The organism is Desulfobacteraceae bacterium (assembly GCA_022340425.1).
GTDB lineage: Bacteria > Desulfobacterota > Desulfobacteria > Desulfobacterales > JAABRJ01 > JAABRJ01.
This window is the reverse complement of sequence record JAJDNY010000054.1, coordinates 42238-55967: the sequence shown is the minus strand read 5'-3', so window position 1 is coordinate 55967 and position 13730 is coordinate 42238. Positions and strand designations below refer to the sequence as shown.

Sequence of the window (13730 nt, the reverse complement as noted above, 5' to 3'; positions counted from 1 at the left end):
GAAGGCCGCCGCTGAAAAGGCCGCTGCCGAAAAAGCCGCCGCGGAGAAGGCCGCCGCGGAGAAGGCCGCTGCTGAAAAGGCCGCTGCCGAAAAAGCCGCCGCGGAGAAGGCCGCTGCTGAAAAGGCCGCTGCCGAAAAAGCCGCCGCGGAGAAGGCCGCTGCCGAAAAGGCCGCCGCCCGCAAGGCCGCCGCCGAGAAGGAACCCAAGGTTGCCGTAAGCTATGACACCACCGCCCAAACGAAAGGGTCCGACCCTATGGGAACAGCCGTTAAAGCCGCCGTTGCAGGGTTTGTGCTCGTATTGCTGATGATCATCGCAACCAGCGTCGTCAACAGCGGCAAGTACTATCTCCAAACCCAGGACGGGGTGCTGGAAATCTGGCAGGGACACTTTGCACCCCTCGGGGAAGGCCCCATCCTGACCCTGCCCGGGGTCGCGCCCCCCGAACCGCTCAAAGACCTCTACACGAAGAAAGAGGTTTTCCCCCTGGCCAGCCAATACTACATGGACCGCGCCGACGACCTGCTGGCCGCCGGCGGCGTGCCCGATTATGAGGCCATCCAGGCCGAGCTTGAAAAAGCCGGCGAATATGCGGTAACCGATGATCTCAAAAGCCAGGTGGCCTCGCGCCTGACCACCATCGAGCTGATGACCCTGCTCTACCGGGCCGAGGTGGCCGCCAGCCGGGGCACACCGGAGGACCTCGCGGCGGCCGTCGCGGATCTCGAGAAGGCCGCCCGTCTGAAGCTCGACGACGCCCAGGCCGCCCTGGTGCAGCGGCGCCTGGAGGCGGTCAAAAGCCAGCCGCCGCAGATGATCCCCTTGGCGCCGCCGGCGGTGACGGTGGAGACGGCTGCAGAAGCGGAAACAGAGGCAGAGGCGGAGGCGGAAACGGCTGCAGAAGTGGAAACAGAGGCAGAGGCGGAGGCGGAAACGGCTGCAGAAGTGGAAACAGGGGCAGAGGCGAAACCGGAAAATGAACCCGCCGCGGCCGCTGAAGAAGCCGCCGCGGAACCCCAGGCTGAAACCGCTGCCGCCGACCACTGAACCCGGTCGCCGCGCTGTCGGCGTTCTGAAATCAGAAGCGGAAGTCCGCTCCGAGTGGGGCGCACTTCCGCTTTTTTTTGCGAAACCTCCTGCGGCCGGCGGCTCCCCGCCGGCGGGTCAGGAGGAAAGGGTCTCGCCCTCTCCGTAAAGGTGGCACCAGACCCGGCGGCCGGCCCAGCGTGTGCGGCCCGGGTCCACCCGCCGGCAGACGTCCATCGCCTCCTGACAGCGCGGGTGAAAGCGGCATCCGGGCGGCGGGGCCAGCGGTGAGGGGGTCTCGCCGGTCAGCGGCGGAGCTTTTGCGCGCTGCACGCCGGGCACCGGAACCGCCCCGATCAGGGCGCGGGTGTAAGGGTGCAGGGGGTCGCGGATGATGCTGTCGGTGGGGCCCTCCTCCACCACCCGGCCCAGGTACATCACCGCCACGCGCCCGGCGATATTGCTGACGACGCTGAGGTCGTGGGAAATGAAGAGGTAGGCCAGGCCGTATTTTTCCCGCAGATCGATCATCAAATTGATCACCTGGGCCTGAACCGACACATCCAGGGCGCTTACCGCCTCGTCGCAGACGATAAAATCGGGCCGCAGCGAAATCGCCCGGGCCACGTTGATCCGCTGCCGCTGGCCGCCGGAAAACTCGTGCGGGTAGCGGTAGAGGGCATCGGCGTCGAGCCCGACCTCCCTGAGTAGCCGCACGGCATGCGCCTCGCGGGTGTCGGAGATCAGACTGAATTCGCGCAGCCCCTCGGTTACGATATCCAGGATGTTCATCCGCGGATTGAGCGAGGAGAGCGGGTCCTGAAAGATGATCTGCATCCGCTGCCGGAGCTGCCGCTTTGCCGCCCGCGACAGCCGGCCGATGTCGCGCCCGTCGAAGCGCAGGCGGCCGCTGTGGGGGGGGTCGAGCCCCAGAATCGTGCGCCCCAGGGTGGTCTTGCCGCAGCCCGATTCGCCCACCAGGCCCAGGGTTTCAGCACGGGCGATGGTCAGCGTCACCCCGTCCACGGCGCGCACATGACCGATGGTTTTGGCGAAAACCCCGCGCCGCACGGGAAACCAGGTCTTCAGATCCAGCAGTTCCAACAGCGGCCGCGCGCCGTTTTCAAGGTTCGTCGGGGGTTTTGCGATTGGGGTTGGCATGCCGTCCCAGCGCCTGGGTTAAAGGGGTGTCCGGACCAGTTTTCTGGCCAGGAAACAGGCCGCCTGATGCCCGCCCGCGACTTCCAGCAGGCCGGGGGCTTCACGTCGGCAGCGGTCAAAAACGTAGGGGCAGCGGTCATTGAAGCGGCAGCCGGGCGGGTAGCGCAGCGGCGAGGGCACCATACCGCCGATGGCCGCCAGCCGGTCGGGCTTGTCGGTCAGCCGCGGGATCGAGCACAGCAGCCCCCGGGAGTAGGGATGGGCCGGTTTCCCGAAGATCTCTTCGCGGCTGCCCGCTTCGACGATCCGGGCGGCGTACATCACCAGCACCCGGTCGCACATCTCCCAGACGACCCCCATGTCGTGGGTGATCAGCAAAATGGCGGTGCTGGCCTGCCGCATCTCCCGGATCAGGGCGAACACCTGGGCCTGGATGGTGACGTCCAGGGCGGTGGTGGGCTCGTCGGCGATGATCAGCTCCGGCTCAAGCATCAGGGCCATGGCGATCATGACCCGTTGCTGCATGCCGCCGGAGAGCTGAAAGGGGTAGGCATGCAGCCGTTCGGCCGCATCCGGGATGCGGATCTTCTCTAGCCACTGGCCGGCCGTCTCCCAGGCCGCCTGGCGGGGGATGTCGCGGTGCAGGCGCAGGGCCTCCACCAGCTGGCGCCCCACCCGGTGAAGCGGCGAAAGGGCCGCCGACGGCTCCTGAAAGATCATGCCGATGCTGGCGCCCCGCACCCGGCGCAGTTCGGCGGCGCTCAGGCGCGCGAGGTCGACGCCCTTGAAGCGCACGCTGCCCTGGGTGATCCGCCCCGGCGGCGACGGGATCAGGCGCAGGATGCTCAGGGCCGTCACCGACTTGCCGCAGCCGGACTCGCCCACCAGCCCCACCACCTCCCCGGCCCCGACGGCAAAGGAAACCCCTTCGACGGCGTTGAAAACGCCCTCATCGGTGTCGAAGGTCACGGTCAGGTTGTCGACCTCGAGAATGGCAGCGCTCATGGGCCTTTCTCTCCCATTGGGGCCGGCGCCCCGGATTCTATTCGATCCGCGTGTAACGTCTGGGCTCATAGGCGTTGCGGATCCCCTCCCCCACGAACACCCCCAGCAGCATGACCACGAAGAGGGCCAGGGAAGGATAGAGGATCAGCCACCAAGCCCAGCGGTACTGCTGGGCCTGAAAGAGCAGCTCCCCCCAGCTGGGGGTCGGCGGCGGCAGTCCGAAACCGAGATAGTCCAGGGCGGCCAGGGACCCGATGGCGCCCACCAGTGAAAAGGGAAAGAAGGTGATCACGGGTACCATCGCATTGGGCAATATATGCCGGAAAATGATCTTGGGCGAGGAGAGTCCCATGCATTTGGCGGCCTCCACGAAAGGCTGTTTGCGCAGCCGCAGGAATTCGGCCCGGATATAGTACGAGATCCCGATCCAGTTGAAAAGCCCGTAGCAGAAGAGCAGCAGGGCGAAGCTGCGGCCGTAGACCGAGCCCATCAGGATCATGATATAGAGAAACGGCAGGGCGCTCCAGATCTCGATCAGCCGCTGGCCGGTGATGTCCGTCAAACCGCCGTAGTAGCCCTGGAGCGCGCCGGCGACGACCCCCAGGCCCATGGAGCAGACCACCAGCAGCAGCCCGAAGGTCAGGGAGGTGCGCAGACCGTAGAGGATCCGGGCCAGCACGTCGCGGCCGGCGCCGTCGATCCCCATCAGGTGTTTCCCCACCGGCGGGAAGGGAAAACGGACATCCTCCTTGAGGAAACGCGCCTGGTAGACGCGGTTGTCGATCACCAGCCGGACGGCCTCCAGGGGGCCGCCGAAACGCTGCAGTACAAGGCTTTTGAGCATCTGGCGGTCGGCGGGGGCGATGGCGCCCCAGAGCGGCGGCAGCCCGTCCACGTCGGACCCCATCAGCGGCTCGGCTTGGGGGCCGAAGTCCAGCGCAAGGACGGGGGCGTTTTCCGGTTTGGCCTCGCGCAAGACCAGCCGCACGGTCCGCGGTGGCTGGGGCCGCGGCGCAAAGGGCGCCAAGCTGAGGCTTAAATCCGGGCCGCTGCGCCGCGGCAGGAGCACCGTCAAACGCGGCGCCGGCCGGTTGGCGAATCGCTCTGCGATCCCCCGGCGCAGGGCGGGGTCCAGGTCGAAGAACACGTCGAAGGGCCGTCCCACCGCCTCGTCCGCCGCCGACAGGTCCGCAAACGGGGCGAACCCCAGGGATTTAGCGATCCGGAGATCAGCCCCGAGGTCCACCGACCCGATCAGGGGCTCCGGCCGCAGGTCCAGGGTGACCCGTTCGGCCATCGCCAGCTGGGCGGGGTCCACGCTTTCAAAGGGCCCGAAGGGAATCGGGGGAAACACCATGAAGTTTCCGGGGTTTTCCTGAAAGGCCGGCAGGCGGGCCACCTGCTTGAAGTCCGCCCGGGTTTTCTGGCCGTTGCCGGTGAAGGTATCCTCGGGGTAAAAGGCGAAAATCGGGAAAAAGGAGCGCCCGTCGAAGCGCACGTAGAGGGGCACGTTGTTGCAGAGAAGCTCCGCGCAGAGGCTTACGGCATAGAGCAGCGCCAGCAGCCAGAGAGCGATGTGGGCCCGTTTGACCTCCTTGAAGCGCATCAACCGCTTGCGGGCCAGCGGGTTTTTGATTTTCTTGGCGATCATGGGCCGCTCAGTTTTCCTGGAAATTGATCCGCGGATCGATGAGCACGTAGAAAAAATCGGAGAGTATGTTGCCCAGCAGCCCCAGGAGGGACGTCAAGGAGAGAATGCCCATAAAAACGGGGTAGTCACGTCCCACGATGGCCTCCAGGCTGAGACGGCCCATCCCGGGAATTTCAAAAACCTGCTCGATGATCACCGAGCCGGCGAACATCACGGTCAGGATCGATCCCAGGCCGGTGGCAATGGGAATCATGGCGTTGCGCAGGGCGTGGCCCCAGACGGCCCGCCGGAAGCTGCCGCCCTTGGCCAGCACGGTGCGGACGTAGTCGCGGCCGATCTGCTCCATCAGGGCGTTTTTCATCAGGAGCGTCAGCACCGCAAAATTGCCGATCACGTAACAGAGTACCGGCAGAAACATGTGCAAGAAAATGTCCCGCAGTTTACCCACCGGGGTGAGTTGCGCGAAATTCTCGGAGTGGAAGCCCGCCACGGGAAAAATGTCCCAGAGGCCGTCGACGGTGCCGGCAAAGAGCATCTTGAGGACCATCCCGAAGGCGAAAGCGGGAATGGCATAGCCTACGAAGACCAGGACGCTGGAGGTCAGGTCGAAGAACGTGTCATGCCGCAGGGCCTTGGCGATTCCCAGCGGTATGCAGATCAGGTAGGAAAGCAAAAAACCAGTGATGCCGAAAATCAGGGACACCCGGAAACGCTCGCTGATCAGCTCCCAGGCGGTGCGGTTGGGGAATTTGTAGGATTCCATGCCCAGGCCCAGGCGGTCGGTCACCAGCCATTTCCAGTAGCGCTGGTAGATGGGCTGATCGAAGCCGAAATGGGCCTCGATCTCCCGGCGCTGCTGCTCGGATATCGTCCCCCGCAGCTGGGCGTCGCCGCCGGCCTCGCCGGCGTCAAGACCTTTCATCTGCATCAGGATCTGCTCCACGGGCCCGCCGGGAACAAACTGGATCAGGGTGAAGCACAGCAGGGTGATGCCGATAAAGGTCGGCACCACCAGCAAAAACCGTCTGATGAAATAGTCCAGCCGCTCCATGGGTTACACGCTCCTTGGGGTCGCCGGCGATGGGCACCAGGAGGTTTCTTAGCCTGAAACGTCGGTCTTTGCAAGCCGGTGGCTTGACAGCCAAAGGGGCTTTGAAGGATAGTCACCCGGGAGCGCGCCGCTCCGCCCCCGGGGCATCCAAGCCGCCCTCAGCGCCAAAAACCGTTTTCCCCACAGGAGCCGCCATGCAAGCCCCGACCGTCCCCCGTTCCGAAATCGCCCGGCGCATCGGCGCCCTTCAGGCGCAGCTGGCCCGCAAGGGGCTGGACGCCGCCCTGATCCTGCAAACCGCCGACCTGTTCTACTTCGCCGGCACCATCCAGAAGTCCCACCTCTGGGTCCCGCTCCAGGGCGAGCCGCTGCTACTGGTCCGCAAGGACCTGGCACGCGCCCGGTCCGAATCCCCGCTGGATCGAATCGCGGCCATCGGCAGCCCCAAGGAAATCCCCGGCCTCCTGACGGCCAACGGCCTGGCCGCGCCCCAAAACCTGGGGCTGGAACTGGACGTCCTGCCGGCCAACCTTTATCTTTCCTACGGTCGAATTTTCCAGGGGGCCGGACTGAGCGACATCTCCACCGAGATTCGTCTCTTGCGGGCGGTCAAGTCCGATTGGGAAATCGGCATGATCCGCCAGGCGGCGCGCCTCGCCGACCAGTTGGCGGCCGCCGTGCCCGACCTCCTGCGCGAGGGAATGAGCGAAATCGAGCTGGCCGGTCGGGTGGAGGCCCGGGCCCGGGCCTTGGGCCATCAGGGCATCGTCCGGATGCGGATGTGGGGCAGCGAACTGTTTTACGGCCACCTGATGGCCGGCCCGTCCGGTGCCGTCCCCAGCTTTCTGGCCTCACCCACCGGCGGCCCGGGGGTCGGGCCGGCGGTCGCCCAGGGCCCGGGCATGCGCCCCATCCAACGCCACGAGCCGATCCTGGTGGATTACGTCTTCGTTTTCAACGGCTACCTTGCCGATCACACCCGGATCTTTTCCCTGGGCCGCCTGCCGGCGGATCTGGAGCGGGCCCACGCGGCGATGCTGGTCCTGCAGACTGAGGTCACCGCCGCCGCGCGCCCCGGGATCCCCTCGGGCCGCCTCTACCAGGTGGCCCGGGAGAGCGCCGCGCGCCAGGGCTACGGGGCGTTTTTCATGGGCGCCGACGAGCGGCGCGTCCGCTTCGTGGGCCACGGGATCGGCCTGGAGCTGGACGAGTTCCCCTTCCTGGCCCAGGGACAGGAACTGCCGCTGCAATCCGGAATGGTCTTCGCCCTGGAGCCCAAGCTGGTCTTTCCCGGTCGGGGGGTGGTGGGCATCGAAAACACCCACCTCGTCACCCCCGAGGGGGTGGAACAGCTCACGCGCCTGGATGAGCAGATCATGGTGGTCTGAAACCGATCGGGCCGCCGGCGAAGCCCGGACAAGCTGCCACAGCGGCCCGGGTGCCCGCCCGAAAATTTTGCTGATTTTCCTCCGCAACCGCCGCTCTGGGTGCCTCCTATGGCATGGGCCCTTCCACGGATTTTTTTAACCGCCAGAAGTTCTCCGGCTTGAAATTTCATTTCATTAATGGTACCCGTTCACCGGCTGATTTTACCCGCCGCCCGGCGGCGGCCATTACCTGAAGGTCAATTATACGTTGACACAAAAAAAATGAACGCGGTCTTTTTGCTGTTTTAATAAATAGGGAGAGGGTGATGATGGAACGCATTGCAGGCATAGGGTGCCGGGGGTTTCAAACCAAGCGGGCCCTGGCCTCTTTTTCGTGCCGGCGCTGCCAAGGGGATGACGCCCCTTGAGCCCCACGCAGCCAGCGCTTCCCATCCTGACTTCCACCCTTGCCGCAGCCTCTTCGAGGCGACCTAGCCGGCGCCCCGCATCCCATTTGTCCTGCACCCCCCCATTTCCAACCAAGGAGAGCCCCGATGCCATCCGCTGAATACACCATCAAAGACCTCATGATTCCCCTGTCCGAGTACGCCACTGTTTCCGAAGACGCGACCCTTTTCGAGGCGGTCTTGTCCCTTGAAAAGGCCCAGGCGGAGTTCGACCAGACCCGCTACCGCCACCGCGCCGTGCTGGTGCTGGATGCCCAGGGGGCCGTGGTCGGCAAGATCGGCCAGCTGGACGCGCTGCGCGCACTGGAGCCCAAGTACCAGGAAATGCAGGCCGGCGACACCCTCGCGCGTCTGGGGTTTTCGCGCAAGTTCATGAAATCGATGATGGCGCACTACAATCTCTTCGACCGGCCGCTGAAGGACATCTGCAAAACCGCCGCCACCGCCAAGGTCAAGGATTTCATGCACGCCCTGACCGAAGGGGAGTTCGTCGAGGAAAGCTCCTCCCTGGACGAGGCCATCCACCAGCTGGTGCTGGGCCATCATCAGTCGCTGCTGGTCACCCGCGGCAAGGACATCATCGGCATTCTGCGCCTGACCGACGTCTTTGCCGCCATTTTTCACACCATGAAAGAGTGCTTCGTCTGAAGACGAGATCGGGCTGACGCCCGCGAACGCCCCGGCAACGGGGCCCCCGATCCGATCGTTTCAACTGATCAAGGAGGTTGTTGCAATGGACAGTGCCGCCGCCGAGACCCCCAAGACCATCAACTGGCGCAAATTCATGTTCCTTTTCCTGGGCATCATCCTGTTCGTGGTCGTCTATTACTCGCCCCCCTGGCCGGATGCCATCGACCCCATGGGCAAGCACTTCGAGCTCTCGCGCGAGGCCAAGGGCGCCCTGGCGGTCTTTCTGCTGGCCGGCACCTGGTGGGTCTTCGAGGTGGTCCCGATCGGGATCACCAGCCTGGCCATCGGCGTCCTGCAGGCGCTTTTCCTGATCCGCCCGGCTAAAGTGGCCTTCAAGGACTTCATGGACCCCTCGGTCATGTTCATCTTCGCCTCGATCGTCATCGGCCTGGTGTTCACCAAGACCGGTCTCACCCGCCGGATGGCCTACAAGATGCTCATCGTCGTCGGCGAGCGCACCAGCATGATCTACCTCGGCTGCTTCGTGGTGACCGCCGCCCTGACCCACATCATGGCCCACACCGCGGTGGCCGCGACGATCTACCCGCTGCTGATGGCGATCTACGCCCTCTACGGCGAGGGCGACAAAAAAACCAAGTTCGGCAAGGGCCTTTTCATCGGCATGGCCTACGTGGCCGGCGCCGGCAGCATCATCACGCTGCTGGGGGCCGCCCGCGGGGCCGTGGCCCTGGGATTTTTCACCGATATCGTCGGCACCAACATCTCCTTTTTCCAGCTCTCCTACTACATGTTCCCCATCGGCTGGCTGATGGTCTTTCTGCTCTGGGGTTTCTTCATGATCTTTCTCAAGCCCGAAAAGAAAGTGATCCCCGGCCTGCGCGCCAAAGCCATCCAACTCAACGCCGAGCTGGGCGGCCTGACCCGCAAAGAGATCATCGCGATGGTGATCGTTTTCTCCTGCATCCTGATCATGTCCCTGCGCTCGTTCATCCCGATGCTGGAGCCGGTGGACAAGACCGCCATCATCCTGACTTCCACCATCCTCTTCTTTGTCACCGGCATCCTGGACATCAACGACCTCGAGGACATTCCCTGGAACATCATCCTGCTCTTTTCCGGCGCCATGAGCATCGGCTTCTGCCTCTGGGAGACCGGCGCCGCCAAGTGGCTGGCAGTCAACTGGCTGGTGATGTTCCAGAAGGCCAACTGGTTCGTTTTCGTGATGAGCATCGCCTTCTTCGTGATGGTGATGACCAACTTCATCATGAATGTCGCGGCCATCGCCATCTCGCTGCCGGTGGCGTTCGTGATCGCGCCCTACCTGGGGGTCGCCCCGGAGGTGATCCTCTTCGCCGCCCTGGTCACCGCCGGCATGCCCTTCCTGCTGCTGGTGGGCGCCGCCCCCAACGCCATCGCCTACGACTCCAAGCAGTTCACCACCGGAGAGTTTTTTCTCTACGGTCTCCCGGCGAGTCTCATCCTGATGGTGGTGACCGGTTTTGCGGTCTTTATTCTCTGGCCCCTGATGGGCATGCCGACGACTCTGCCCTGACCCGGCGGCTCCGAACCCGGTCACCGGCAACGCGCCCGGGCGGCTTTTCCCCAGCGGGGGGGAAGCCGCCCCGGACGCAGGCAACCGCCAGCGGCCCTTGAAACCGGTCATCCCCACTATCCGATGCTGGCCCGCCGCGCGCAGGCCCCAAAGCCACCCATAGACTGGACGGAAAAGCAAAAGGAAGCCGATGCGCCTATTTTTCCTGTCACTTTTGATCATCGCCTCAGGTGGCGTGCTGCCGCTGCTGTTTTTCAGACAATTCACCCTGATGCGAATCCTGGGGGCAACGTTCATCGGCGCCGGCTGCTGCTTTGGGCTGCGCGACGCCTTTGCCCGCCTTGCGGGTGGCGGGGCGGCCAGCGCCTCCTTTGACTACCTCAGCACGCTCACCCTGGCCTTTCGAATCGACGGCCTGTCCGCCTTTTTTCTGCTGGCCATCTTTGCCGTCTGCCTCCTTTCCGCCGTATACAGCTTCAGCTACCTGAGCGACCCCCGCAAAGCCCTGGGCACCGCCGTCAGCTACTTTTTTTTCAGCCTGCTGACGGCCGCCATGGCCCTGGTGGTGGCCGCGGCCAACATGATCACCTTCCTGCTGGCCTGGGAAATCATGTCCCTGGCCTCCTTTTTTCTGGTGGTCCACGATCATCGGCGCCCGGAGACCCGCAAGGCCGGCTATCTCTACTTTGTCTTTTCGCATGTGGGCGCCATGTTCATCGTGGCCGCCTTCGGGGTCCTCTACGGCGGCAGCGGCGGTTTCGAATTCGATGCCACCGGCCTCTCCCAGACGGCCAAATTGTGGGTCTTTGGGCTGGCCTTTATCGGCTTCGGCTCCAAGGCCGGCGTCTTCCCCTTTCACGTCTGGTTGCCCCACGCCCACCCGGCTGCGCCCTCGCATATCTCGGCGGTCATGTCCGGGGTGATGATCAAAACCGGCATTTACGGCATCCTGCGCATGGTCGGCATCCTGGAGCTCTACACCCCCGCCGTGGGGACGGTGGTGCTGGTTTTCGGGGTGGTCTCCGGCGTTCTGGGGGTTGTCTACGCCCTGGGCCAGCACGACCTCAAGCGGCTGCTGGCCTACCACAGCGTCGAGAACATCGGCATCATCCTGATCGGCATCGGGATCGGCATGATCGGCGTCGCCACCGATACCCCGCTCATGGCCCTCCTGGGGTTTGCGGGCGGCCTGCTGCATGTGCTCAACCATGCGACTTTCAAGTCCCTGCTGTTCATGGGCGCCGGCGTGGTGCTCCACAAAACCGGCAGCCGCACCATCGACGCCCTGGGCGGCCTGCTGAAAAAGATGCCCGTGACCGGGGCCACCTTTCTCGTGGGCGCCCTGGCCATCTGCGGCCTGCCGCCCTTTAACGGCTTTGTGGGAGAATTTTTGATCTATCTGGGCAGCTTCGAGGGCGTCGCTGCCGAGACACCGGTCCTGGCGCTGAGCCTGCTGGCGATTGTCGGCCTGGCCGTGATCGGCGGGCTGGCCCTGGCCTGCTTCAGCAAGGTGGTGGGGGTCGTCTTCCAGGGCGAAGCCCGCAGCCCGGCGGCGCAGGCTGTGGATGAAAAGGGGGGGGCGGCCATGCTGCTGCCCATGATCGTCCTGGCGGCCGCCTGCGCCGTGATCGGCGTCTATCCCGCGGCCTTTCTCTACATGCCGCTGCAAGCGGCGGCGGCTCTGGGTTTGGAGGTCGGCCGCATTCCTCTGGAATCCGTCGCCCGGCTGTCCACCAACATCACCCTGGCCGCAGCCATTCTGCTGGCGGCCCTGCTGATCGTCTGGGCCCTGCGGCGCCTGCTCTACGAGGGCAAGCCCATCGGGTGCAGCGGCACCTGGGGCTGCGGGTTCACCCAGCCCACCGCCCGGATGCAGTACACCGGGACTTCCTATGCCGCCTCGATCCTGGAATTCTTCAAACCGGCGGCCCCGCTGGAGGAGGACCACCCGGCGGTGGCGGGGCTCTTCCCGGACCGAACCCATTACCGCAGCCACGTCCATGACATCGTCGAACTGCACCTCAACTCTGCGGTGGTCACCCCGGTGACCTGGCTGTTCGATAAGCTGCGCTGGATTCAGCACGGCGACATCCACCTCTATATCGGCTACATCCTGTTGGCCATCGTGGTCTTGCTGTTTTTCGTCTAGATCGGCGCCCCCCGCAAACGCGCCGGGGAGCCCCACGGATCGCATGCAGATCGTTCACCCCAACTCTGACGGAACGCACCGATGATCGATTCCCTCCTGCTGTGGGCATTAGCCCTGCTGACGGCCCCGCTTTTTGCGGGCGTGATTTTCAAGGTGAAGGCCTTTTTCGGCGGCCGCAAAGGCTCCCCGCTGCTGATTCACTACTATACCCTGGCCAAGCTCTGCAAAAAGGGGTCGGTCTACAGCACCAGCACCACTTTTCTTTTCAAGCTGGGTCCCGTCGTTTCGCTGGCGGCGGCGGCCACGGCGCTGCTCTTTCTGCCCATGGGCGGTCAGCCGCCGGTGCTGACCTTCGACGGCGATGTGATTTTTGTCCTCTACCTGCTGGGGCTGGCGCGCTTTTTCACCATCGCCGCCGCCATGGACACCGCCTCGCCCTTCGAGGGCATGGGCGCGGCACGCGAGGCCTATTTCCCCATCATCTGCGAGGCCAGCCTGTTCATGATCCTGATCCTCTTCTACCGGCTCAGCGGCGACCTGAACCTCGGGGCCTACTTCGCCGGCGAAAACCCCCGCGGCTTCTGGCAGACGGCCGGATCGCCTTTGCTTTTCGTGGTGATCGCCCTCTTCATCATCCTGCTGACTGAAAATGCCCGGGTGCCGGTGGATGACCCCGCCACCCACCTGGAGTTGACCATGATCCACGAGGTCATGGTGCTGGATCACAGCGGCCCGGACTTCGCGTTGATCGAAATGGGCGCCTTGCTCAAGCTCTTTTTCTACGCCGCCATGGTCGCCCGGCTGATCCTGCCCCTTCAGCCGGGCCACCCGCTGTTAAACCTGGGGATCTTCTCCCTTGGCCTGCTGCTGGTCTATGTGGCCGTGGGGATCACCGAATCGGTCATGGCGCGCCACCGCATGGACCGGGTACCGAAGTTCGTCCTGACCTCTTTCGCACTGGCCTTTTTCGCAACCATCATCACCCTGGAGTTTTTGAGATGATTCACACGGTGGACACCATACTGGCGCTGGCGCTGCTCTCAATCCTCTTTTCCTTCGGCTCCAGCCGCCTGCCGGGCCTGATCAAGGTGCTCGCCTTTCAGGGAATCGTGGTGTCCGTGGTGCCGCTTTTCATCGGCCAGGACATCGCCACCGGCGGCATCTTCTTCACCCTGGCGACAATGACCATCCGCGGCATCGTCATTCCCGGGTGCATCTATCTGGCCATCCAGAAAGTCGCCATCCAACGGGAGGTGGAACCCATCGTCGGCTACCATGCCTCCATCCTGGCCGGGCTGCTGCTGGTGGTCGCGGCCACCGTCGCCAGCCACCGCTTCGATACCCCCGCCAGCGGCGTCAGCGCCTTGCTGCTGCCCACGGCGATCTCCCTCCTGGGGGCCGGCATGTTTCTGCTGATGGCCCGGCGCAACGCCATCGCCATGGTCCTGGGCTACATCATGATGGAAAACGGCATCTACCTGGTGGGCACCACGTTCTCCATCCGCGCCCGCCATATCGTGGAATTCGGCATTCTGCTGGACGTGCTGGCCGGCGTGATGATCATGGCGGTCATCCTGCAGAACATCAAACAGACCTTCGATGACGTGGACACGGCTCGTTTGCGAACCTTAAAGGAATAGGTGAAGATT

11 protein-coding genes are annotated in these 13730 nt (G+C 64.3%); 7 read left to right on the top strand and 4 right to left on the bottom strand.

Annotated features, from left to right (window positions below):
* The coding region (locus LJE63_05115) for a hypothetical protein (GenBank protein ID MCG6905985.1) at positions 1 to 1048 on the top strand (1048 nt) is incomplete at its 5' end.
* A gap of 117 nt (positions 1049 to 1165) precedes the next feature.
* On the opposite strand, the gene LJE63_05110 is transcribed toward LJE63_05115, so the two are convergent.
* The 4 genes from LJE63_05110 to LJE63_05095 are packed head-to-tail and all read right to left on the bottom strand — an operon-like array spanning position 1166 to position 5895.
* The gene (locus LJE63_05110; protein MCG6905984.1) at positions 1166 to 2188 is read right to left on the bottom strand and encodes an ABC transporter ATP-binding protein; all 1023 of its coding nucleotides are present in this window, start codon (positions 2186 to 2188) and stop codon (positions 1166 to 1168) included.
* Between the two features lie 18 nt (positions 2189 to 2206).
* Positions 2207 to 3193: an ABC transporter ATP-binding protein gene (locus LJE63_05105; protein ID MCG6905983.1), complete on the bottom strand. Its 987-nt coding sequence runs from the start codon at positions 3191 to 3193 to the stop codon at positions 2207 to 2209.
* A gap of 37 nt (positions 3194 to 3230) precedes the next feature.
* Positions 3231 to 4844: an ABC transporter permease subunit gene (locus LJE63_05100; protein MCG6905982.1), complete on the bottom strand. Its 1614-nt coding sequence runs from the start codon at positions 4842 to 4844 to the stop codon at positions 3231 to 3233.
* A gap of 7 nt (positions 4845 to 4851) precedes the next feature.
* Positions 4852 to 5895, bottom strand: coding sequence for an ABC transporter permease subunit (locus tag LJE63_05095; GenBank protein ID MCG6905981.1), 1044 nt, complete (start codon positions 5893 to 5895; stop codon positions 4852 to 4854).
* 194 nt (positions 5896 to 6089) lie between these two features.
* Here LJE63_05095 and LJE63_05090 point away from each other — a divergent pair, with 194 nt between their 5' ends.
* The 6 genes from LJE63_05090 to LJE63_05065 all read left to right on the top strand — a co-directional run bounded on the left by LJE63_05090 (position 6090) and on the right by LJE63_05065 (position 13721).
* Positions 6090 to 7283 (top strand): Xaa-Pro peptidase family protein, encoded by a 1194-nt coding sequence (locus tag LJE63_05090; GenBank protein MCG6905980.1) that lies wholly within the window; start codon positions 6090 to 6092, stop codon positions 7281 to 7283.
* Between the two features lie 533 nt (positions 7284 to 7816).
* Positions 7817 to 8377: a CBS domain-containing protein gene (locus tag LJE63_05085; GenBank protein MCG6905979.1), complete on the top strand. Its 561-nt coding sequence runs from the start codon at positions 7817 to 7819 to the stop codon at positions 8375 to 8377.
* Positions 8378 to 8462: 85 nt separating this feature from the next.
* Positions 8463 to 9932 carry an SLC13 family permease gene (locus LJE63_05080; GenBank protein ID MCG6905978.1) on the top strand — a complete coding sequence of 490 codons (1470 nt, stop codon included), beginning with the start codon at positions 8463 to 8465 and terminating at the stop codon, positions 9930 to 9932.
* Between the two features lie 190 nt (positions 9933 to 10122).
* Complete coding sequence (locus tag LJE63_05075) at positions 10123 to 12081, top strand: hydrogenase (GenBank protein MCG6905977.1); 1959 nt, start codon at positions 10123 to 10125, stop codon at positions 12079 to 12081.
* Between the two features lie 81 nt (positions 12082 to 12162).
* Positions 12163 to 13083, top strand: coding sequence for an NADH-quinone oxidoreductase subunit H (locus tag LJE63_05070; GenBank protein ID MCG6905976.1), 921 nt, complete (start codon positions 12163 to 12165; stop codon positions 13081 to 13083).
* Positions 13080 to 13721: a hydrogenase gene (locus tag LJE63_05065; GenBank protein ID MCG6905975.1), complete on the top strand. Its 642-nt coding sequence runs from the start codon at positions 13080 to 13082 to the stop codon at positions 13719 to 13721. Before LJE63_05070 ends, LJE63_05065 begins: the two co-directional genes overlap by 4 nt.
* The last annotated feature ends 9 nt before the right edge of the window (positions 13722 to 13730 follow it).